This is a genomic window from Pseudomonas sp. EA_15y_Pfl1_P101 (assembly GCF_963970835.1).
GTDB lineage: Bacteria > Pseudomonadota > Gammaproteobacteria > Pseudomonadales > Pseudomonadaceae > Aquipseudomonas > Aquipseudomonas tritici.
The window spans coordinates 1-22,586 of sequence record NZ_CAXAPA010000022.1 but is presented as its reverse complement, the minus strand read 5'-3'; the positions used below and the strand labels follow the sequence as shown (position 1 = coordinate 22,586).

At 51.9% G+C, this 22,586-nt stretch carries 21 protein-coding genes and 3 pseudogenes; 16 read left to right on the top strand and 8 right to left on the bottom strand.

The annotated features are described in order from the left end of the window. Window positions 1-376 precede the first annotated feature (376 nt). Window positions 377-577, top strand: a pseudogene (locus AACY36_RS25985) (transposase domain-containing protein); the annotation flags it as partial. Window positions 578-967: 390 nt separating this feature from the next. Here AACY36_RS25985 and choX (AACY36_RS25980) read toward each other — a convergent pair. Together choX (AACY36_RS25980) and AACY36_RS25975 are read right to left on the bottom strand one after the other, a co-directional pair. Further along, window positions 968-1,912, bottom strand: coding sequence for a choline ABC transporter substrate-binding protein (gene choX, locus AACY36_RS25980; RefSeq protein ID WP_339420487.1), 945 nt, complete (start codon window positions 1,910-1,912; stop codon window positions 968-970). 712 nt (window positions 1,913-2,624) lie between these two features. Beyond that, window positions 2,625-3,581, bottom strand: coding sequence for a PDR/VanB family oxidoreductase (locus AACY36_RS25975; protein WP_339420488.1), 957 nt, complete (start codon window positions 3,579-3,581; stop codon window positions 2,625-2,627). 269 nt (window positions 3,582-3,850) lie between these two features. Here AACY36_RS25975 and AACY36_RS28485 point away from each other — a divergent pair, with 269 nt between their 5' ends. Next, entirely contained in the window at window positions 3,851-4,072 is a 222-nt protein-coding gene (locus AACY36_RS28485; RefSeq protein ID WP_445261507.1) for a helix-turn-helix domain-containing protein, read from the top strand. 550 nt (window positions 4,073-4,622) lie between these two features. Here AACY36_RS28485 and AACY36_RS25970 read toward each other — a convergent pair. From AACY36_RS25970 to choX (AACY36_RS25960), 3 genes are read right to left on the bottom strand one after another with little or no spacing between them, the layout of a single operon-like run. Then, window positions 4,623-5,207 (bottom strand): HD domain-containing protein, encoded by a 585-nt coding sequence (locus AACY36_RS25970; protein ID WP_339420489.1) that lies wholly within the window; start codon window positions 5,205-5,207, stop codon window positions 4,623-4,625. Further along, on the bottom strand, window positions 5,207-6,334 hold the full coding sequence (locus tag AACY36_RS25965) for a TauD/TfdA family dioxygenase (protein WP_339428414.1): 1,128 nt from the start codon (window positions 6,332-6,334) through the stop codon (window positions 5,207-5,209). The genes AACY36_RS25970 and AACY36_RS25965 overlap by 1 nt, the downstream gene beginning before the upstream one ends. A gap of 37 nt (window positions 6,335-6,371) precedes the next feature. Then, window positions 6,372-7,337, bottom strand: coding sequence for a choline ABC transporter substrate-binding protein (gene choX, locus AACY36_RS25960; RefSeq protein WP_339420491.1), 966 nt, complete (start codon window positions 7,335-7,337; stop codon window positions 6,372-6,374). A gap of 212 nt (window positions 7,338-7,549) precedes the next feature. Here choX (AACY36_RS25960) and AACY36_RS25955 point away from each other — a divergent pair, with 212 nt between their 5' ends. Then, window positions 7,550-8,431, top strand: a complete 882-nt coding sequence (locus tag AACY36_RS25955) for a LysR family transcriptional regulator (protein ID WP_339420492.1) — start codon at window positions 7,550-7,552, stop codon at window positions 8,429-8,431. Between the two features lie 174 nt (window positions 8,432-8,605). Here AACY36_RS25955 and AACY36_RS25950 read toward each other — a convergent pair whose 3' ends face one another. Then, complete coding sequence (locus AACY36_RS25950; RefSeq protein ID WP_339420493.1) at window positions 8,606-8,887, bottom strand: hypothetical protein; 282 nt, start codon at window positions 8,885-8,887, stop codon at window positions 8,606-8,608. A gap of 284 nt (window positions 8,888-9,171) precedes the next feature. Then, window positions 9,172-9,450 (bottom strand): DUF7693 family protein, encoded by a 279-nt coding sequence (locus AACY36_RS25945; RefSeq protein ID WP_339420494.1) that lies wholly within the window; start codon window positions 9,448-9,450, stop codon window positions 9,172-9,174. A 141-nt stretch (window positions 9,451-9,591) separates the two neighbouring features. Between AACY36_RS25945 and AACY36_RS25940 the strand changes: the two are divergent. The 10 genes and pseudogenes from AACY36_RS25940 to AACY36_RS25895 all read left to right on the top strand — a co-directional run. Then, a pseudogene (locus AACY36_RS25940) lies at window positions 9,592-9,729 on the top strand (transcriptional regulator); the annotation flags it as partial. Between the two features lie 357 nt (window positions 9,730-10,086). Further along, a complete protein-coding gene (locus tag AACY36_RS25935; RefSeq protein WP_339420495.1) occupies window positions 10,087-10,977 on the top strand; it encodes a substrate-binding periplasmic protein in 891 nt (296 codons plus the stop codon). 56 nt (window positions 10,978-11,033) lie between these two features. Then, window positions 11,034-11,855 (top strand): amino acid ABC transporter ATP-binding protein, encoded by an 822-nt coding sequence (locus AACY36_RS25930; RefSeq protein WP_339420496.1) that lies wholly within the window; start codon window positions 11,034-11,036, stop codon window positions 11,853-11,855. Window positions 11,856-11,866: 11 nt separating this feature from the next. Then, window positions 11,867-12,538 (top strand): amino acid ABC transporter permease, encoded by a 672-nt coding sequence (locus tag AACY36_RS25925; protein ID WP_339420497.1) that lies wholly within the window; start codon window positions 11,867-11,869, stop codon window positions 12,536-12,538. Between the two features lie 10 nt (window positions 12,539-12,548). Then, the gene (locus AACY36_RS25920) at window positions 12,549-13,214 is read left to right on the top strand and encodes an amino acid ABC transporter permease (protein ID WP_339420498.1); all 666 of its coding nucleotides are present in this window, start codon (window positions 12,549-12,551) and stop codon (window positions 13,212-13,214) included. A gap of 22 nt (window positions 13,215-13,236) precedes the next feature. Beyond that, entirely contained in the window at window positions 13,237-14,118 is an 882-nt protein-coding gene (gene dapA, locus AACY36_RS25915; protein ID WP_339420499.1) for a 4-hydroxy-tetrahydrodipicolinate synthase, read from the top strand. Window positions 14,119-14,224: 106 nt separating this feature from the next. After that, window positions 14,225-15,511, top strand: coding sequence for an NAD(P)/FAD-dependent oxidoreductase (locus tag AACY36_RS25910; protein ID WP_339420500.1), 1,287 nt, complete (start codon window positions 14,225-14,227; stop codon window positions 15,509-15,511). A gap of 8 nt (window positions 15,512-15,519) precedes the next feature. Then, window positions 15,520-17,001: an aldehyde dehydrogenase family protein gene (locus AACY36_RS25905; RefSeq protein WP_339420501.1), complete on the top strand. Its 1,482-nt coding sequence runs from the start codon at window positions 15,520-15,522 to the stop codon at window positions 16,999-17,001. Between the two features lie 12 nt (window positions 17,002-17,013). Beyond that, entirely contained in the window at window positions 17,014-18,036 is a 1,023-nt protein-coding gene (locus AACY36_RS25900) for a proline racemase family protein (protein ID WP_339420502.1), read from the top strand. A 67-nt stretch (window positions 18,037-18,103) separates the two neighbouring features. Further along, window positions 18,104-18,814 carry a GntR family transcriptional regulator gene (locus tag AACY36_RS25895; RefSeq protein ID WP_339420503.1) on the top strand — a complete coding sequence of 237 codons (711 nt, stop codon included), beginning with the start codon at window positions 18,104-18,106 and terminating at the stop codon, window positions 18,812-18,814. A 339-nt stretch (window positions 18,815-19,153) separates the two neighbouring features. On the opposite strand, the gene AACY36_RS25890 is transcribed toward AACY36_RS25895, so the two are convergent. Next, window positions 19,154-19,354, bottom strand: coding sequence for an MFS transporter (locus AACY36_RS25890; protein ID WP_339420504.1), 201 nt, complete (start codon window positions 19,352-19,354; stop codon window positions 19,154-19,156). Between the two features lie 367 nt (window positions 19,355-19,721). On the opposite strand from AACY36_RS25890, the gene AACY36_RS25885 reads away from it, so the two are divergent. From AACY36_RS25885 to AACY36_RS25875, 3 genes and pseudogenes are all read left to right on the top strand, one after another. After that, on the top strand, window positions 19,722-20,726 hold the full coding sequence (locus AACY36_RS25885; protein WP_339420505.1) for a metallophosphoesterase: 1,005 nt from the start codon (window positions 19,722-19,724) through the stop codon (window positions 20,724-20,726). Window positions 20,727-21,373: 647 nt separating this feature from the next. Next, complete coding sequence (locus AACY36_RS25880) at window positions 21,374-22,357, top strand: tetratricopeptide repeat protein (protein ID WP_339420506.1); 984 nt, start codon at window positions 21,374-21,376, stop codon at window positions 22,355-22,357. Window positions 22,358-22,399: 42 nt separating this feature from the next. Further along, window positions 22,400-22,586 (top strand): annotated as a pseudogene (locus tag AACY36_RS25875) (hypothetical protein); the annotation flags it as partial.

Genomic DNA, 22,586 nt, shown 5'->3' with positions numbered 1-22,586 from the left:
GGAGGTATGTCGCCATCCTCGCGAGATACGCCGATGGGGGAAAAATCGTTATTTCAAATGCTTATCTATCTAAAGGGCCGAGCCACCTGTATCGGGTGTTTCTACAGCAAGGTGGCCGCTGCTGCGCATGCCTCACACCGGTCACCAAAGACACACCATGGCATTGACGACATGTTGTGAAGCTGAGTCTCGGAGCACGGATGCGGTCGCCAATCTCGAGACCAACTACCTGCGGTGCCCATGGGATGTGCGATTTGCCAACGTCGACGATGTAAAACCAAGTGCCCAAGTAGAGGCTTGAGCCGTGTGCTGGGAAACTCGCATGAACGGATCTTGGAGGGACGCGGGTAACCGCTTCTGACCGCCCGACAACTAAATCCGACAGTGGGCACTGGGACGCTCGAATTGTTTGTTTGCCGGATCGCTACGTTGCGGTAAACGTGCGGGGGCGATCATGAGTTTGATAAAGCCGACGCAGCTCAACGGGCATGATTCGTATGCTTACTTGAAGGATGTTCTTGCACGCCTGCCGACGCAGCGTGCTATGGAGATTACCGAACGGCTACCGCACATGTGAGCGCCCGTTTAATCATGCAATGTATGTTGCGTGGGCGCTTAAATTGAACTGTCTAGAGCGAAAGGATGTTGCTCGGTGGGGAGTCATGCGGGCTCTTCGCCAAGGTGGCAGGGGAGTCGTGCGGGATCCGGACATGAGCAAGACCACTGCCGCTGGAACCGGCCCTAAAATTGGCACCCGTCACGGTGGAATGGTTTTCTTGGTGGGCCAACCCGCCCTTTAAATGGGCGGGTTGGAGCTGGTAGGAATTTTTCGATAATGTGACGATCCATCGTTATTGCTACTCCCCGACATTGCCTACACGCGCCGTCGTAACCGAAGATCAATATTGCGGTGAACGAACCCATGGAGCGCCTTTACTCATCGTGTCGCTGGATGCTGACTGAATCCTTAAAGCAACTTGGCCTTCACCGCTTCTAAGCCAGACCCACCCTCCCTAGTTGTCACCCTCGATAGCCATGTATTCAGAATCTGAGGATTAGCTTTGAGCCAGGCCATTGCCGCTGCTTGAGGCGCCATTTTGTCTTCAAGAATTGAACCCATGATTCGGTTTTCCATATCTACATTGAAGCTCATGTTTTTGAGGAGTTGCCCCACGTTCTGACACTCATCCACGTAGCCCTTACGGGTAGTGGTATACACCGTAGCTTGACCGAAATTGGGCCCAAAGAAGTCATCCCCTCCAGTCAAGTATTTCAACTTGAAACGGTTATTCATTGGATGAGGTTCCCAGCCTAGGAACACAATCCCTGAATTTCGCCTCGCTGCCCGCTCGACTTGGGAAAGCATTCCTGCCTCACTGGAGGCTACTAGGGTGAACCCTGCATCTTTCAAGCCGAAGGCGTTTTCATCGATTGCTTTCAGAATCGCATTGTTTCCGCCATCACCGGCTTCTGGCCCGTAGATCTTCTGACCTAGCTCATCTTTAAATTTAGCGATATCCGAGAAGTCCTTCAGCCCCGAATTCCAGAGGTTTTCAGGCACTGCCAGCGTATACTTGGCGTTTTCCAGGTTTACTCGCACTGTATCGATGGTACCAGCGTCCCGATATGATTTCAGTTCAGACTCCATGGTCGGAATCCAGGTTCCTAAAAAAACATCCAGATTCTTACCTTCGGCCAAAGCCTTGTACGTAAGTGGAACCCCGAGCGAAGTCACTTTTGTTTGGTAGTCGAGTGCTTTCAGGATCGTCGTGGCGAGTGCGGTGGTACTTTGAATGTCAGTCCATCCCGGGTCTGCGAATTTAACCAGTCGGCATTGGTCTGGCTCCGCAGCTTGGCTGACGAAAGACGCTGAAAGAGCGATTAGAAATAACGTTGGAGATAATGCGTTCATGGTGCAAATTCCTCAAGATAATTTAAGAGAAAGGCGGCAGTTATTTATTTGTTTTTCTGATTTTTCTGTTGTGAATTGATTTTGTTATTTCGCAGTATTATCTTCCGGCCAGCATGGTTTAGTTATACTCTTTGCGTTTGCTGAAACGCCGATCTGCGCATTGCACGATAAGATGTGCAATTTTTTCTGACTCGCATGCTTGTTGCCAGCCTTGGTTAAGGGCTTCTCATTGGCGGTGTGCATCTGTCAAAGATTGATAGGTGCAAAAAAACAAAGTTAGGACGCTTAAGGCTCTTGGGTATAAATGGGCTATACATCTGTACCTCCCTAGCTGGTTCGTTTTCCATTTGATCCCAAAACGCTCAACAATATATCGATAGGCAGTTCACTGCGGAAACAGCGGCAACAACCGGCTTCGTTGCTGGCTTACTTTCCGTGGGGCCATCAGCCATCTATGTCGGCCCTTATCGCCGGCGTCGGGAGGCGAGCGGTGCGGCGTTGGCCTTATTTGCCGGCTGACCGTCAGCCCATCTGGCCGGATTCGACGGTACCGAATGAGTCCTGTCGGAGGCACTCACCGCGAGCAACGCAAATACAGACGGGCATCCATGAAAAATCGCAGCAACCATCGGCAGGCTAAAGCAGGAAATCACAAGAACGCTATGTCCCTCGGCCAGGCGACGCGAGCGAGCTAAACCGGATCGTTTCATATTCACAAGTCTAGGATCAGATTTTCGGACTTTGCACGCGAGCAACATAGGGCAATTAGCTGTCCAGAGTTTCGTTCCGTCTGCGTTAAAACACTGTCTCGGTGATCCGGCTTGCCGCTCAACACCGGGGTCAGGCAAGAACCGCAATACCCCTCTTCGCATAGTGTTCGTACCGTCACACCGTTATCGGCCAGTACCTGAAGTATTGATTGGCCAGGGGGCACGGCAAACGACTTTCCGCTGCTACCGATTGTTACCGTAAATTCTGAGTCGCTTTCGTGATATCGTACTGCACTTGGATCCGCCCCGAACAACTCGTAGTGCACCGTCTCCGGGGAGCAGCCTCGGGCCGCACTCTTGACGGCCTCCACAAGCCCTAGTGGGCCGCATACGTACACGTGGCAATCTTCCTCGCGATCTTTCACCAGACTGGACACATCTAAGCGCCTATCTTCTGTTGCTTTGTCATGAATAAACGTTACATTATCGCGCAGGGTTGAAGTTACTATTGAGTTATAATGCGCAGTTTCCTCGACTGAGCGCGCGCAATAATATAAATGATACCTGGATCCGATTTGTTGCAGGCGTCTCGCCATCGACAGGATAGGGGTAATACCGATGCCGCCGGCAATAAGAATAACTTTGCCAGCCGATTCGTGGAGTCTGAAATTGTTGGCAGGGCCTTCTGCTTCTATAGTATCTCCGATCTTCCAGTTATCATGTATCCATTGCGACCCACCTCGTCCTTCCTGCTCCCTAAGAACCGAGATCAAATAATGATCCGACGAGCCAGGGGTATTTGCTAACGAGTACTGTCTACTTATAGTATCGGTTACGCGCACGGTAATGTGAGATCCAGCCGAGAACTCCGGCAGCGACGTTTCTGCCGATGCGTTAACCAGGTAAAAGCTTCGAATAGACGCCGTTTCGTCAGATATTTTCGAGATTTTCAAATACATGACAAGAAGCTCCTTTACCGCTACGATGCAGTCTCGATTTTATGAATAAATCTTCATTCAACTCTGTCCGATCCAGCATTGCGCCCCATGTGGGGGGCGGAACCTAGATTGAGGGGTTCAGTGAGTTGAACAGATAGTTCGAATAACATAAGCTAATCTTTCTATGCTGACCAACAACCATTCCTTGGGCATTCGGATAAATAATTCTTATGAAAGCTATCGACGAAAGCTTCCTCCGCTGGATCCGTTGATCGCGTTCGAGGCATCGGCTGCCACCTGAGTTTCACGAAGTTTGGGCAGAGTTACGTCTCGCCCAAGCCGCGATAAGTCAGCAGTTTCAATCACTTGAAAGCTGTTTAGATGTAATGCTATTCATCAGAGCCAATCGTTCGGTTAGTCTTACCCCTAGGGCACAACTTTCAACACGTGGTCGCAACAGCGCTCGCGAACCTCGCCAGCGCAACGACCGACCTACAGACCAAGGGAGATGAGAGCACCTTTACGAAGGATGCGACCAAGCTATCGGCAATATGCTTATGATGCCGAGATACCCGATTTAACGGCCGCCTTGGCCGCGGCTAATGATTTCAGACGTCGAAAAGAATTGTCTTGCAACCGATGTAGACGCAGCAATCATCTTTGGTGACGGTGCGTAGCGCGGATTCCATGCGAGGAAACACTTTCATTAATGTATCTTTGTGGTCTCGAGCTTGAGGATGAGAGCTGGAACTGAAACCTGGCGGCAATGGCTTGACCGGAATAGCGTTAATACAATTATTGTTAACAAAGGGCTGACCGTTAACAGTTATCCACTGTTGATCGAAGCTGCGGTACAGGGGCATTGCGTTGGGTTGGGTTGGGTTGGGTTGGGATCAGCTCGGAGGTCGGCAGATAAACGTTTACGCAACACCTTCACAATCGGACATCGGGATCTTGCTCATAATCCGGCATCTGGAGTCCTGTGGATTTACGGTATTCGGGATCTTTTATATGCTCAGCTGGCCCGCTATGCGGAAAAAATAAAGCGTAGCGGGCCTGCCATTACATCATTGGGTATTCGTCTTTTAGTACAGTGGGGTCGAATGGTTTGCGGCTGAAAATCTTGTGCACCAATGGAGCGAAGTGTTCAATACCTGGCGTAGGGTAGTCTGGGTCGAATGAAGATTGATCCCAGCGTTCGCAAAAATTCACGCATGACTTATAGCAAGGGTGATCCTTGTATCTGTCACGCTCGTTCCGGTCTCCCCCAAAATAATGGGCGTAGTAGAAGTTCTGAAACAGTCCATGGTGATGTAGGATCCATGTTACTTCCCCTCTCACATAAGGCCTGATGATAGAGGCGGCATACTGTGAATGGTTGTAGGGAGCGAGGAAGTCTCCTAGGTCATGGATCAACGCACCAACGATCATTTCTTCATCTGCACCGTCTGCCTGAGCCCGTGCAGCAGCTTGCAGGGAGTGTTGCAGTCGATCGACCTTGTATCCGCTCAAGGTCGATGACAGCCCATTCAGCGCATCGAGTATTCGATCCGGCAAACCTTTGTTGAAGTCGCTTTCTAGTTTTTCCAGAAAGTGATATTCAGCGTGCGTGCCGTCTTTCATTCTGATGAATTCTACCTGCTCCATTACGCAGCCTCCTCAAGCATTTTGAGTCGCTTCACCACTTCACTGAAGCGTTCACGTGGGCCATCAAAGTCAATGTAGCAACCTTGCAGGTGCCGATGACCTTCGGATGGGTCGTAACTGGTTCGTCCGTGCAGAACCCGGCTGTTGTCGAACAGCATTAGCTCACCAGCATCGAGGCGGAACTTGAGTTCGTAATCCTCGTGATTGAACAACTCAGCCAAGCGCTTGCGTGCACGGTGGAATGCTTTGATCTTGGAGTCTTCCAGCAGAGGAAGACTGTCCAAGCGAGGACTGTAATGAACGCCCAAGGTGTTGCCGGCGTCATCGACGCTAATCATCGGGCGACGAGATGTCAGTTCTACGCCCTTGTCCACGAAGCGAAATCGAACTGCAGTGTCCTTGAGCAGCTTGTATCCCTCATAGTCCTCTCTCTTGAGCGCCTCTACGACAGAGACGCTGTCCACTAGGGTGGAAAGGCCACCAGAGGTCTCATTGACTAGGCAGTGAAGCAACTGGATGCCTGGTACTGGATCACGATATGGGTTATCGGTGTGAGGGCCCAGTCGCACACTACGATATGCGAGATCATTCGCGCTCGGCTTCGAGTAAACCTCGAAATATTTCCCGAAGTTCGTTTCCTTCACGTAACCGAATTTTGATCCAACAGCGAGCACCTGCTCTGTATTATTCGGCACATTTGTCAGAATGATGAACCCATACTTGAGGTAGGCAATCAGTGAAGCCTGAAACTTGGCGTCATCATTCAGCTCTGTCCAGTTATGTTTTACCAGTTTTACATTGATGTCGCTTTTCCAGCTTTCGGCGGATGAGGCTGAATCCAGATCCAGCGCATTATCCAGAATTTCAGAATCTGTATAAAGTGCTTGATGTCCATCGCTGAAGGTTAGCCAGGCGCTGCTAGAGTTGACCTTTTCCAGTTTGATTAGAGCGATCTCTGGATCAATGAGGTGAGAGTCAAATAACCGTTGCTGAGTTTGCGTGTCGGCTGAATCAGCATCAGGTGTTTTTTCTCTGAGCCAAAGCGCTGGAACCTCAAGTGTTATTTCGGCTTTACGAAAAATAACGGACGCGGGTGATTCTTTAAAAATAATATCAACGTTTTTCATGTGAAGATCCGAGAATTTCAGTGTTCTAGTATTGATCCTACTCGCGATTAGCTAGTTTCTGCTCGTCGAAGTATTTTTTGGCAGCTTCAAGTGCATCTTTTCCATCGAAAGTGGAAACTCCACTGAGCCAAGTTTCAAGCCAGACTGGATTATTATTAATCCATTCAGTTGCCAGTTTCAACGGATCCTTCTTGTCTAGGATGCCGACCATGATTTCACTTTCCATGTCCGTGTTGAATTTCATGTTTCCAATTAACTTTGCAGCGTTAGGGCAGCGTTTTGCATAATCTGGCGCTGTAACTGTATATACTGTTGCTGCTCCATAATCGGGGCCAAAAACGTCATCGCCACCTGACAGGTAAGTCATTTTGAAATCAATGTTCATAGGGTGTGGTGCCCATCCGAGGAACACGATCGGCTTCTTGCGAGCAATTGCACGGGAAACTTCCATGCGCATCGCACTTTCGCTGGACTCGACCACTTTAAAATCACCGAGACCATAGAGGTTTTGGCTGATCATTTTTTTCAAAGAGCTGTTGCCACCGCTTCCAGGCTCAATTCCGTAAATTTTTCCGCCGAGCTGATCTTTAAACTTGGCAAGGTCTTGAAAAGTTCGAAGGCCTTGCTCCGCAAGGTAGTCCGGAACTGCCAAGGTGTACTTAGCGCCAGTCAGGTTGGGTGGCATCAACTTGAGGAGTTTTCCTGCTTCCACAGCAGGCATTACGGTCGGATCCAAAGAAGGCGACCAGTAGTCAAGAAAAGCGTCAAGTTGCCCGTTCTGAATTGAACCCAAGGCAATAGGCACCGCAACCATTGTCTTCGTTGGCTTATAGCCGATGGCTTGGGCGACAGCCATTGTCAGACCGTTATTCGCGGCATTGTCAGCCCAGCCGAGATCGGCGAGCCTTATAGCTTGGCATTGCTGGGGATCTTGAGCTGCAGTAACGCTCAGAGAGGGAAGGGTAACAGCGGCAAATACGAGTGAAAGCAAGGGCTTACGCATAGATCATCTCCGCGAACCGTTTATTGTGAAATTGGTTTAGGCATGGCAGGATGCAAAAAGGGTGTGCAACGATTAGCTAGGCTTTTTTATTTATTCATTGGGCATGGGAGAGGCTAGCAATTTCAAAATTTTGAAGAAACAGCGGTTTATCTTATACGCTATATGCAAAAAACTTATGAGGAGGATAGATGTCGAAACGGTCAGTTCCAGCCATGAAGTCTTTAGTTGCTTTTGAGGCAACTGTTCGGTTGGGGTCAATGACCGCAGCAGCGAAGGAGCTTTGTATCACTCAACCCGCTGTTTCACAGCAAATTCGTAGCCTGGAAGATTTGGTAGGTGGTTTTTTGCTCGATAGGACTGGCGGGGTGCTTGTTCCAACAGGTGCTGGTCTGGCCTTGTACCGCGATATTGCTCCAAGTCTGTTAGACATAAAGTCAGCGATTGAAGATACTCAGGCGAGACTTTCAAACTATCGGCCAACACTGAATATTTCAGCAAACTTTGGGTTTGTGCATCTATGGTTGCTTCGTCGAATGCAGATGTTGGAGTGTGCATTTCCTAACTATAAATTTAACGTTAGCGCTACTGATGTTCAAGCAAGTCCTGAGGTTCAAGAGTCAGATATAGATATTGTATTTGGTCAAAGGAATTTCCAGCTTGATACTGAGCTGATGCTAAGTACCGAGACTGTTTTTCCTGTGTGCAGTCCGGATTTTGCAAAAAAAAATGGAATATCATCTGAACTGACCAAAGATCAAGTGACAAATCTGACGTTGCTACATATGGACTCAAGCAACCCCAGGTGGCTGGACTGGAATCGATGGTCGGTTCTTGCTGGGCTAGGATGCGTGAACGTTGATAGCGGTTTCAAGTTCAATAATTATCCATTACTTCTCAATGCTGCCATGGCAGGGAAAGGACTAACACTGGGCTGGGAAATTCTGGTCGAGGAGTTTGTTGCTAAGGGTCAGCTGATTCGCTTAGGCCCGGCAGTTTCAAGAGAAGATTTCGGGTATCTGCTCAGAAGTCGTCATAAACATAACACCGTGGTTGAACCTGTGGTTAATTGGTTCATCGCCAATACAAAACGTTAATAGGCTCTGACTTCTTGGCTTCACACCCGGTGCAGTACCAATAGAAAAAGTGGCTTTCAAATATTGCGACTGATGCTCAGGAAGCGATGTGCTCGGCGGTGGTCTGGTTGAACGCGTCTGCCGCGATCATAGCTTCCGCAAGCCGTTCCCGCCTGCAGATCTCAGCAGCACGTTTTACAGGCCCGGGTAATCATCAAGTCTGAGGCTAGGAGCCTCCCCGTCCACTGGCTCGCGATTAGGCGTATGCATTACTCCGGCTTCAGCATCGGCTCGCATCTGATAAAGCTCTTTGTCAAAAGCATTATCCTGGACTGTACGCTTGCTGATGTAGGGCTTCCGCTCAGGTTCTCGCAGCGCTGCATAAGTCGTTACCGCGTCTGGGTCGTGCTGCAGCTTTTCTTCAACTTGAGATTCCAGCATTGCAAGGAGCGCGTCTTTGTCGGGACGGTTCAGCAATTTTTTACTCCTATTAGAAAGCTAGGCATTGGCTGTTCGATTGGTACATTGAGCAGTGGGTTAGGGCAGGGCCGCTTATATTTGTGGTTGCATCGCAGATTGGCATTTACCCGGATTGCAGGTTGAGAATCCTAGTAAGCTTACCAAGCCTTAGCGCCAACCGCCTGTGACGAAAATGATGTCATAGCTAGAGTCTTGGATGCAGCTTCGAGATGACTGAAGTGGCCAAACATTCGCATACCGTTTTGGATGCATGCTCAGAGCCCAGCGAACAGCCGCTCAAGCTATTCTCGCTCCCCGATGCTCAATAGCTCGACAGGATCAGCTCCGTAGCGCTGCCAAAATTCAAGTGTCCCGACTCTACCATCAGGCGACCTGCAGTACTCGCAGTAGTCCAGGGTGTCACAGTCATTGAAGAGTGTGAGTAGCCATCCATCAATCTCCACGGGTATGAGGCCGTGGTAGATCTTGCTCGAGCTTCGCATCATGATGCGTTTGCCTAGCGCGACGTCCGTCAGCATCTGGTAGACCTCGCGGGCCGGTAGGAGAGGGGTCGTGTTCAAAGTATTCTGCGCTCGCGTCTTCGCTTGCCCATAGCCAGGCTGCGGTATGAAGTGGCGTCAACGGGGGGGGCGATCCTTCGGGCCAATGGGCCCGGCTCAATAATTAGCCAGATATTTCTCGCTAGATGTAAGCCACCTGCCAAGCCTCGCCAGGTGAAGGTCTACAAAAAACCGGACACCGGTGGAGTCGTCGAAACCAAAGGCGGCAATCATAAGACTCTGAAGGAATGGATAGCTGAGCACCGCTCCGCAACGGTCGAGTCTTGGCTGACCAAGTGAGTTCGGTTTGAGTACAAAAGGGCCTGAGAGGGCCCTTTTTTGTGGGTGTCCAAACTTCACACCCTGCATCCGCATCCCAAGACCGAAAAAACTGTACGACCTGTCTCCCGAGCGTCGGTCTCTAAAATTCTGGCTAACGCTCCCATTGGCCATTGATCAATATCTTGAATTTCGCCCTCCCGCATTGGCTTCCGCGCGTTTGCATCCCCTAACGACACCTAGCGCGATTCAGCGCCAGGCGTCCGACCGTCAATCACTCCATAGCAAAAATTTCAAAAGCGCTGTTGACACATCAATTCGTTCAAAACTACTCTGCATACAGCGCTGCATACATGAAGGCACGCTCAGCTTTAACGCTTGTACCTTTCTGCCCAAGAAAAATTAAATATCGGTGAGGTCAACATGACACGGCTCCTTTCTTCCCCCCTCCGCAAACTGCTCGTAGGTGTTTCTTTTCTTGGCGCGTTGTTAGCCCAGGCGCCTGCGAACGCAGCTGATTCAACGCTTTGGCAAGGCATTCAGAAAGCAGGTGTGCTGCGTTGCGGGGCAGCAGTGGCTGCACCGTACGTCATGCGCGATGCACGCTCCGGGCAATACAGTGGGTACTTTGTGGATCTGTGCCGGGACTTCGGTGAGAGGGTGCTCAAGGTCAAGGTCGAGTTCGTGGATACGAACTGGGACAACCTGGTGGCGGGGCTTCAAGGCGGTAAATGGGATCTGGCGATGGCGCTGAATCAGACTCCTGAACGCGCGATGGCGGTGACCTTCTCGGTACCCGCAACCGACTATCAGATATCGCTTCTTACCAACAAAGATAATCCCAAGTTTGCGAGCGCGGGGAACGCCGTTGCGGACTACGACAAGCCGGGAGTATCGATTGCTGTAATGTCTGGCACTGCGGCAGACAAAGCCATTTCCGCGGTTGTGAAGAACGCCACAATCATGCGGTTACCAGGCATGGATGAAACACGCATGGCGGTAATGTCCAAGCGCGCTGACATACTGGTCGATGCCAGCGATACGAATCACCTCTTCGCCATCGCCAACCCGGACTGGACGAAGGAAGTAATGCCGGTTCCCGCTCTGGCGAAGCAAGGGGTTGCGTTTGGCCTGTCACGCAACGCCACGCCATCAGACCTGCAAGTGTTGAACATCTATCTCACGCAACGCCGAGAAACCGGGGAGATATCCGCCCTGGTTGATAAGGCTTCTGCGCTCGCCAACGCTGGCGATAAAACCCCTCAGTAATTTTTTCGACGATCCCGAGAACGGCTTTGATTTAGCGTTCTCCTGGAGACAGTTCTATGACCGCTCCTTATCTGGTGGCTGATCAGCCACAGAATTCGCTCACCCTAAATTCGGCTAAGGGCGACTTTATCCAGTTGCGAGATGTGTACAAATCGTATGGCGAAGGCCTAGTGGTGATGGATCACCTGGATCTCGATATGCGTTCCGATGATCGGCTGGTCATCATTGGCCCGAGCGGTAGCGGTAAGAGTTCCTTGCTGCGAGTCATGATGGGTCTTGAAAGCATTCAAGGGGGCGAGATCTCCTTCCAGGGCAAGCCTTACATTGATGGTTCAACGCGTGGAGCCGGCAAGCCTTTAGATGCAAAGTTGCAGGCTCAGGTAGGGATGGTCTTTCAGCACTACACCTTATTCCCGCACCTTTCTGTATTGGGCAATCTGATTCTCGCGCCCATGAAGGTACAAGGCCTTTCTAAAGCTCAAGCGACTGAAAAAGCGCGCGTGTTCCTCGCTCGACTTGGTCTCGAAAGCAAACTGAATGTTTATCCGAGTCAGCTTTCAGGCGGGCAAAAGCAGCGAGTGGCAATCGCCCGCGCCTTGATGCTGGAGCCCAAGCTGATGCTTTTCGATGAGGTGACCTCGGCGCTCGATCCGGAAATGGTCACCGAAGTGCAGAGCGTGATGATGCAATTGGCTGAAGAAAAAATGGCCATGATCATCGTTACTCACGACATGCACTTTGCCCGCAGTATCGCTTCTCGTGTGGTGTTCTGCGCCAACGGGAAAGTCGTCGAGCAAGGGCCCCCAGAGCAGATTTTTACCAAACCCAAGGAGCCGCGTACTCGCGAATTCCTGGAAAAAGTCTTGCACCTGGATTGAGGCTAGCGTCCATGAATTATGAATTCGATTTTCATTTTCTGACCGGTAATTACGGCGTGCTCTGGGATGGCCTGAAGGTCACTTTACAGCTTGCTTTGATATCGAACGTTGTGGGCCTGGTACTGGGGTTTGGTCTTTGTCTGCTGACGCTGAGCAAATGGTTCTTCATCCGTTGGCCGGCGCAACTGTTCATTGAGTTCTTTCGTTGCACTCCGGCACTGCTGCAGATCGTGTGGTTCTTCTACTGTTTGCCGATGCTGTTCAACGTGTTCATCGACCCTATCACCATGGGCGTGCTTGCCCTGGGCCTGAATCTCACCGCGTTCAATGCTGAGGCGTATCGGGCAGGGGTACAGGCTGTTCCAAGGGAGCACGAAGATGCCTGTGTAGCGTTAGGCCTGCGTCCGTGGCAGCGAACGATCTATGTGATTTTGCCGCAGGCGTTTCGAACCGCGTTGCCGGTGTTGATGACCAATGGCATCTCCATTCTTCAGCAGAGTGCGCTGGTCGCCATCGTCGCCGTTGCCGACCTGATGTACGTGGGCAAGAGCATTGCCACAGAAGCCTATCGACCGCTTGAAACCTATTCACTGATTGCCTTGATCTACTTCGCTCTGTCACTGCCCATCGCGCAATTGGTGCAGTGGATCGAACGTCGTCAGGACACTGCGCTCGCGCGCTGAGGAGATCTTCATGCAGCTTGATTTTACGGTGGTCTTTTCATACTGGCAGGTCTTAGCAAAAGGGCTCGCTTTGACGCTGGCCTTCACGGTCAGTTGCGCGGTGCTGGGTAGTGTTTTCGGCTTTCTCTTGAGTCTTCTGCGGCTCTCAAAAAACCGCTTTATCAGCATTCCCACTGGGCTTTACGTCGAGCTCTTTCGCGGTACGCCATTGTTGATCCAATTGTTCTGGATCTTCTTCTGCCTGCCTGTGGTGTTCGGCATTTCTGTACCGCCATACGTCTCGGTGATGTTGGCATTGAGCCTGTACATGACGGCCATTACCAGCGAGACATTTCGTGGCGCGCTGAAATCCATTCCCAGTGAGCAACACGATGCCTGCACAGCCTTGGGAGTCGCCAAGTGGAACAAGGTGCTCTACGTCATCTTCCCGCAAGCGCTTCTGCGAGCAGTACCTCCGCTGCTTTCCAACGTGGTGAGCCTCTTCAAGGAGAGCGCACTGATTTCATCTGTCGGCATCGCTGACCTGATGTTCGTAGGGCAAAACATTTCGAACAGTACCGCACGCCCGGTGGAGTTTTTAACGGCGGTGGCGGTGATCTATTTCCTTGTGGCGTTCCCCCTGACCCGACTGGTTGGGGTGGTCGAAACCCGGATGCTCAAACGCTACGCATACTGACAATCACACTGGAGATTCTCCCATGCAACAACTTAACGGCATCATGCCAGCCCTGGTGACCCCATTCGACAAAACCGGCGCAGTCGATTACGACGTGTTGGCCTCCCTGGTGGAATATCAAATCAAGCAGGGTGTAGGCGGCCTGGTACCCTTGGGTTCAACCGGTGAATACTACGCTTTAACCAATGCAGAGCGGCGCCAAGTCATGGCCACCGTTCGAGAGGTCGCCAATGATCGCGTCATGCTGATTGCCGGTGCGAATGGCTCATGCACTCGCGAGGTCATTGAGCAGGTCAAGCAGGCGCGGGATACCGGATACAGCAATTTGCTGATTGCTCCGCCGTACTACGCGATTCCGACTCAGGATGAACTCATTGGTCACTACAACGCCATCCTTGATGCGGTACCTGACGTGAACATCGTTTTGTACAACTACCCGATACGCACTAACGTCGAGGTGGGTTACAGCGTTATGGAAGCGCTCAAGGATCATGACCGTGTCATTGCCATTAAAGAGAGCGCAGGAAACTTGCTGCGCGCCATCGAAATCGATGAGCGCTATAAGGGGAAAATCCAGCTTTCGTGTGGTTCTGACGATCAGGCTTTGGACTTCTTCCTATGGGGGGCCACCAGCTGGATCTGCGCGCCTGCGAATTTCCTGGCGCCGCAAATCGTGGCGTTCTATGAAAACTACGTCAGCGGGCAACTCGCGGGTGCCCAGCAAATCGTGCGCTCGCTATTTCCGCTGATGAACAACCTCGAAAGCGGCAAATTCATTCAAAAGGTCAAGTATGGTTGTGAGCTCGCTGGCTTCAATGTGGGCGTAGCGCGCATGCCGTTGCAGCCACTGACCACTGAAGAAAAATCCGAATTCCGCAGGGAGTTCGAAAAGCTTCAGGGCTGATATTGATCCCGCATCGGCGATAAGCGCCGATGCGGATTTTTCGGTCGCTGATCAATGTCCATTGATGGACTCATGCCTGCAGGTTCTGCGCTAATCGAGAGTCTTTATGATCACTATGCAACCGCCCACCCATCAGACCATCAATGGCGAAGCAGCCGTCGTTATTGGCGGTGGCATTGTCGGGGTGTGCTGCTCTTTGTATCTGCAACGCGAAGGCTATCAAGTCACGTTGGTCGACCCTCAGGCGCCGGGTGACAGCACTGCCAAGTGGAGTTGCGGCCAGATGGCGGTGAGTGAGGTTATTCCTCTGTCCAAACCGGGGATTCTTAAAAAAATACCGGCCTGGTTGCTTGATCAAAAGGGCCCGCTGGCGCTTCGACCAAGCGCTCTGCCCGGGATCCTGCCTTGGTTTCTGCGCTTTGTTTCTTGCGCTCGTCATTCGCGTATCGTCGAAATCGCCAATGAGATGGCGACATTGACTCACCATGTCTACGAAGACTACGCACCATTACTGGAGCGATGCGCTGACAAAACGTTAATGGGCGAACGTCCAATCATTGAGGTATTTGATACCCCTGAGGGATTGGCCCAAGAGGGGCCCCATATGGATCTGCGCCGATCCTTGGGCTTCAAATCCGAAGTGCTGGATCGTGCGGCGATATCGGATCTGGAACCTGCATTGGCTGGAAAATTCAGTCACGGGTTGTTGTTTCCTGATTGGCGAGCGGTCAGTGATACCAAGGGATTCATCGCCGCCCTTACAGAAAGTTTCATCGAGCAGGGCGGTGTCCGTGTACGTGGCCAAGTCGAAAAAATAGACGAAGTCTCTGACCGTGCCAGCGGTATTACTTTGGTCAATGGAGAGCGTTACAAAGCTGACCACGTCGTCATCTCGGCGGGCACTGGTTCAAGTCAGTTTTTCTCGCAGATTGGCGGATCAGTGCCACTTGCTGGCATCGCTGGGTACCAAGTGTTGTTACCCCACTCGGGCGTAGAAGTACGCCACTCGGTTATCTATGCCGACGGCGGATTCTGTATTGCGCCGATGACTCGTGGTTTACAAATTGGCGGCACCATCGAGTTCTCAGGCCCGAACTCCGAGCCGAATTTCAAGCGTGCCGAAATCATTCTGGAAAAGGCACGCAAAATTCTTCCGCAGCTAAAACTCGACGAAATCGAATACGGCATTGGTTATCGGCCTTTTCTACCGGACACAAAGCCTGTGATTGATCGAAGCTCGCGCCTGAAGAATGTCTTCCTCGCGTTCGGCCATGGCCAGCTAGGACTGACACTCGGGGCAACGACTGGACGCCTCATCACCGACATGGTCACCGGGCGCCAACCCGCACAAGACTTGACTCCTTTCAGCGCCAAACGCTTTGCGTTCAACTGAGGTTCCTTATGAAATCCTACGATCATCTTTACATCGACGGGCAATGGGTGAAACCTGCCCTGGGCGGGACTTTCGCAACCATCGATCCCAGTAATGAATCGGTCATTACGCACGTTGCTGCAGCCACCGCACCAGATATAGACCTGGCAGTAAAAGCGGCACGAAGAGCCTTCGAGGAGGGGCCTTGGCCGCAGATGGCCGGTGCCGAAAGGGCAGTTGTTTTACGCCGCATCGCAGCGGGTATTCGGGAGCGCTTGGAAGTTCTTGCAGAGCTCGAGGTACGTGACAACGGCAAACCCTTTCCCGAAGCACAGTGGGATATTGGTGATACGGCTGGGTGCTTCGATTTCTATGCCGACCTCGCGGAGGAACTTGATGTTCAGCGAGAGATGCGCATCAACCTCACGGATGAGCGATTCAGCTGCATAGCTCGCAAGGAGCCGATGGGTGTGGCGGGGGCGATCATTCCCTGGAACTTCCCGATGCTGATGGCCGCCTGGAAGGTGGCACCTGCTTTGGCCGCTGGTTGCTGCATGGTGCTCAAACCATCGGAGCTCACACCTTTGACTGCACTGGAATTGGCTGACATTGCACATGGGGCTGGGCTGCCGGCAGGTGTATTGAACGTGGTAACTGGCTTAGGGCCTGATGCAGGCGCTCCCCTGAGTGAGCATCCAGGCATCGATAAATTAGCGTTCACAGGCAGTGTTCCAACCGGCTCAAAAATCATGCAAGCCGCTGCGCGTGACATCAAGAATATCAGTCTCGAACTGGGGGGTAAGTCGCCTTTCATCATTTTTGATGACAGCGACATTGAGGCAGCTGTCGAGTGGATCATGTTCGGCATTTTCTGGAACCAGGGACAGGTGTGCTCGGCGACTTCTCGCGTCCTGGTACAACGGAGCCTATATGAGCCTTTGCTGAAGCGCTTAGTCGAGGAGACGAAAAAGCTCAGCATTGGCGGTGGATTGAAGGATGGGGTTCTGCTCGGGCCCTTAGTCAGCAGCGGTCAGTACGACAAGATTTTGCAAGCCATTGCGCGTGGCCAAGAAGAGGGCGCTGCTCTGCTTTACGGTGGCACCAGACCTTCGCATTGCGAGTCCGGGTATTTCGTGAATCCCGCCATCTTTGCCGATGTGCCAGTCGATAGCTGGATCTGGAATGAAGAGATCTTTGGCCCGGTGGTTTGCGTACGTCCCTTCGACGATGAAGAGGAAGCGCTGAAAAGTGCCAACGATTCACGCTTCGGACTAGCAGCGGCGGTCATGTCGAAAGACCTGACTCGCGCTGAGCGGGTCGCGCGCCACCTTCGAGCCGGTATTGTCTGGGTTAATTGCTCCCAACCGACGTTCACCGAAGCACCCTGGGGTGGCTACAAGCAAAGCGGTATCGGCAGGGAGTTAGGGGAGTGGGGGTTGAATAACTACCTCGAAACCAAACAGATCACCCGGTACGACAGTGAACAACCGTGGGGCTGGTACATCAAGTAAGGGGAGGGCGCCATGCGCTGGAAGAAAACGCTTCAATTGGTCGACGTGCATTGCGAAGGCGAGATCGGCAAAGTCATCACGGGCGGTGTCCTCGACATCCCCGGCAAGAGCATGCTCGACAAGATGAATTACATTAACGAGGTCGACGACAGCCTTCGTCGCTTGGTGGTGCTGGAGCCGCGCGGATGCCTGCAGATGTCGGTCAATCTGTTGTTGCCGCCGACGCGACCTGAAGCCCATGCAGGCTTCATAGTCTTGCAGGCTGACAAGGCTCACCCGATGTCAGGCAGTAACTGTATCTGCGTTGTCACGGCATTGCTTGAGCTTGGCATCCTACCGATGGAAGAGCCATACACGACCGTTGTACTGGATACTCCCGCTGGACTGGTCACCGCGCGTGCGCAATGTGCAGAGGGTCGCTGTATCAGTGTCTCACTGGATATGGTGCCGTCGTTTGTGGAGCATCTAGATGCTGTTATACAGACTGACGAATTTGGCCCCATCAAAGCGGATATTGCCTTTGGCGGTGTGTATTACGCCCTGATTGATGTTGATCAGGTCGGGCTGAGTATCGAGCCCGGTAAGGCTCGAGAACTTGCGGATGCGGGTGTGCGCTTGAGAGGCATCGTCAACGAGCAGGTATCCGTGAAGCATCCGCTGATCGATAGTCTGAATGAGGTTGCGTATGTGATGTTCCGCAACCGTATCGATCAACTTACTTGGCAAACCTGTACGACATTGCCCCCTGGTCGCGTAGATCGCTCTCCATGCGGTACTGGCAGCTCAGCGAACCTGGCGACCCTGAGCGCCCGTGGGCAAGTGACACCAGGCGATAAACTGATCTCTCGCTCAACTATTGGAGGCGAGTTCAAGGTCGAGCTGCTTGGTTTCACGGAAGTTGGAGATCGGGCGGCAGTGCTGCCTCGAATAACCGGGCGAGCCTGGGTGTATGGCATGCATCAAATCGGCGTCGACCCTGATGACCCTCTGGCCGAAGGGTTTATGTTGAGTGACACTTGGGGCGAGGGTTTCTAACCAGGCTATGGCTGGTGTTAGTCTTACACTCGGTCAAACGACCAGCCAGTACGCTGAGAGCAACTCAATGAGCAACGATACCGCTGAGACGAACGGAAGCATCAAACGCCATGGTGGGCGTTATATCTACGAAGAGCTTCGTAAACAAATTCTAACGCTCAAGCTGAAGCCCGGATCCCCGCTGGATGAGGTGTCGTTGGCCGCACAGTTCGGGCTTTCTCGTTCTCCGGTAAGGGATGCGCTAGCGCGCCTCATCAGCGAGGGACTGGTAACTATCCTGCCCAACAGGACAACGCTGGTAACGCCGTTTGAAATTGAAGATTTTCCAAACTATATTTCGGCGCTTGATCTCATTCAGAGAGCCGTCACGCGGCTGGCGGCGACTCAGCACAACGCTGAGGATCTAGAGCGGATACGCGCGGCTGATGCTGTCTATCTCGATGCAGTGACTTCTGGTGATTTCCAGGCGATGTCGGAGACGAACAAAGCCTTCCACATCGTAATTGCCGAGGCCGGTAAGAATCCCTACTTCATCAGCTACTACGAGAAGCTGTTAGGGGAAGGGCAAAGACTCGCACATTTGCACTTTGACTTCATTGTCAGCGCCGCTAGCACTACCAAGCGTTTGGGACGTGACCATGACGAAATCATCGAAGCTATCGCTGCTCGCAATCCTGACGCAGCTGAACAAGCCGCGCATGAGCATACGATGCTTTTTCAGAGCCGTTTCCTCGCTTATATGCAGCAGAACCTGACCCAAGCTGTTTCGGTGAGATAGAAAACTTTGTGTATTTGCTCCGAACGACGGCTATGAGCTGGTTACCTTCGAGCATTGGCTGACCTAGTGATTCTGGTTTGATTACAAGAGAAGGCCCGCCAAGGCCTTTTTTTATGGATTTTTATTGAGTTTGCGCGCAACTCTGGAACTTTATTCAGCATGTCGGGGCGGCGTCTTCTACCCGCCACTTTGGCAAGATATGAACTTTATTCATATGCGAATTTCCATTTGGCCGCCACCTCAAGCCGGGAAGTTGGATGTGAAGACATTGACCCAGACCTCCTTGCGCCGCACCAAAGGTGTCCCACGAGATTGGTTTTGAAGGTCGTACATCCACCACTAGGCAGTGCTAGCGGCTACTCGATGACTCAGTGGCTTTTGTCTAGCAGGGTCTCCAAGCCACACCATCAAGAATGTCCCAACCAAAAGAATTGCGGCCACTGCGAAGAAGGGCATTGAATAGCTATGGGTTGCATCTTTTATTAAGCCAATCACGAAAGGGCCAGTGAAACCGCCGAGGTTGCCAATTGAGACGATCACTGCAAGACCACCAGCAGCAGCGCGACCAGTGAGGATCGTTGAGGGAATGGCCCAGAACGTCGCTTGGAACGAAAGGATGCTCGCGACTGTTAAGCAAAGGCAGGCAATCTTCAGTACTGGATGTTCGATTAAACAACTTATTCATGGTTCTCCCGATGCACGTTTCAGTCCCAAATCTTATAGTCCGAGTTATCTGGCATGAGAGTCTTCCTTGAAAATGATGCACAGAGCCTAGTACATCCCAGCGTCGCCTCAAACGGAATAGGGCAGGGTAGGTTCGATAGAGACCAATCATGTCACCTGACGAGTGAGTACAATGGAGCTACCAATCAATTCATCGGCGGTAGTTCCGGAGTTATGATCCCAAATGAAGCAGGCGGTTTTGCATCTTCCCAAAAACGATCTAGGTCGTGATTTTGTAGTCGGCGATATCCACTTCAAAACCATCGAGCTCCACAAGGGGCTTCGTGCGCTCGGCTTTGACAGTGCGATTGATCGGGTCATCGCTGTAGGCGATCTGATTGACCGTGGGCCTGGGATGCTGGATGGCCTAAAACTGCTCGGCGAACCTTGGTTCTACAGTGTCCAAGGCAATCACGAGCAGATGCTGATAAACGCTTACCGTGAGAACCCACAAGCACGCTACAGCTCCCACGGCGCGGGATGGTGGTCTACTATCGCCGATGAGTCGAAAGGAATGGTGATCGAAAGGCTGGAACGTCTCCCGACCGCCATAGAAATTCAGTCCGCACGTGGCCTGGTGGGTGTAGTTCACGCCGATGTGCCGGCAGGAATCTCTTGGCAAGAGTTCGTTGGGAGCCTGGACAATGCTCAGATTGAAGAGATCGCTCTGTGGGGCAGGGAACGGATCATCAAGCATTATCGTGACGGCATTCCAGGCATCTGGAGAGTTTGCTCGGGACATACTTGGATTCCGAAACCGCTGAGACTGGGGAATTTTCTCGCGCTTGACTGCACTGGAGGAGGCGACGGCCCTTTGGCAATCTACTGTGTCCAAGAAGACATTATCTATGTTGATGGGCGTCCTGTGTCGCTTGATAGCGCGGAGCGCATTTCAGAGCAGCTGCAGGAGCTCGAGAATGTCATCAGTCAGCTTAAGACAGAAGTGAATGGCAACAGATTGATTGAGTCACAGAGCCTTAGCCAAAAGGCTGAAGCGTTGGCCAAGCAGGCAAACTCATCGTGGATCACCATGAGAGATGAGGACGCCGAATCTGAGAAGCTCATTAACGCGTTGCACGGGCTTAGCTTACTTACTGGCGAGCGCAGAGGCGCCAAGCTTGATGAGCTGAAGGCAAGGTACAGTGGAACGCAGACGGAGCAGCTGCTTCAGCGGCTTTTCGGCGCCTGATTTACTGCTCTAGACTTCACAAAACGGTTCTTCAAGACGCTTTCGCCACACAAACCGAAAATATATTTTCCCCGCCCCCTTGAAAGTAAAATTTCAAACCGGAGACCTTATATTTGAAAACAAACAAAAAGCGACGTTCTCCAAAATTCCCCCTTTTTTTGGCCTGCCTTGAGCTGTGGGGCAATCGACCCGATTGCCTTGATGTTGCTCTATGGGTTTGCGCTCCTTGTGCTTTTCATCTTTTGGCTTCTGATTTCCGGTTTCTCTGCGTTGGAATGCTTGATGGAGGGCGGCGAAGCCAGTGTTGTGTATGCTGATCGCACCTTTGCGACGTCAGTCGCGGCTACTTTTTGATTCCAAAAGACATCAATTTTTGTCGAAAAAAACCGCCCATGTGCCATTGATGTTACTAGCAGTCATACGTCACAGGAATGCGCTTGGAGCTGCAAAGTTGGATCGATGGCTACTGTGAATCCTGAGCGTTCCGGCCATCGTTCCAGAAAGTAACGCGCCCTGTATGCGAATGCTGAGGCAGTTGAGTTGGCGCATTCGATATCAGGACATTGAGTGCCAAATTCAGGTGCGAGCTCCAGGAATCGCTTCACCAACTCGCCACCACGATCAAGGAAAAAAGGAGGAGAGCACAGATGGGGATTTTCGACTGGTTGTTCAAGAAAAAGAAAGTAATCCCACCGAAGGGAAAGGCGATTCAATCCAGCACTCAGACTGTAGAGGTATCCAAGCCTTTTTTGAGTGTCAGCTCGAGCGGTTACGCTGGGCTCTACAGTCTTTCCAAATCCAGGAAGTGGGCGATTTCTTGGAGAGACTCGGATCCTGCTAGTGGCCGCGGGGGACATCGAGAGGGTGGTTATGGGGACTATATTCTAGCTGATCTGGTCGGCGATGTTGTGTCGGCGCAAGGGCAGATGCAACGACCAAATAATGGCTCAGTTGCCGACAACGGATCGTTCTGTCTCGAAGACTGGCATTTGGGGAGCTCTTTGTCGGGTACGTTCAACGTGTTCGATTACTCTGGCAATTCCATCGTTAGCAAAGAGCTGACGGCTAACATCTTCGGGAGTGGCATCTCAAAAAATGGAAAGCTCGCTTATTGCGCCACCGCCAATAGCAAGAGTGAACACGGCTATAAAGTCATACTGTTTGACCTGGAAACGGGTAAAGAACTGTTCTGTGTGACGCCCCGCACACAAGGCCTCGAAACCTATATTTTCGACGAGGAGAAGAAACTCCTGATCGCGGACGTAAAGGGCGTGGGCAAATTTAGGTATGACAGCACCGGCGATTTCGTCGATGGCAATAATCTAGGTAAGGCCAATCTTGAGTCCTCCGACTACAGCCGTATCATCCGCGCAGCTGAAAAGATCTTGGGGGAACAAGACATATCAAATAAGCGCGCCTCCGAGGCTCTTGAAGCTGTGATGCGAGCTAGGTCACTCGGTGCTGATTCCAATCCTGCATGGAAACCCAATGCATTGAAGGTGCAGGGCTTTGCGCATGAGATACTCGGGCAAGCTCATCAGGCGATCGAGGTTTATGAGGAAGCGATCAATCTGAACCCCAAAATAGGTGTGAAGCGCCGCCTGGATGCTCTGAAGAAAAGAGTGGGCTAGGCTGTCACGATCACCTCCATCATCGAGCAATGAGGTTCACGCATGGAATGCTTCCGAATTGACGAGAGTGGTTATACGGGCTTTGACCTTCTGAACCACGATCAACCGTTCCAAGGGGCAACGGCGATAGCCATCGATGACAATGAAGCTGCTCGCCTGATTCGCGAGCACTTCCCAAAGCTCCAGGCGCCCGAATTGAAATATCGCGCGCTATCCCGTCGCCCGGGTA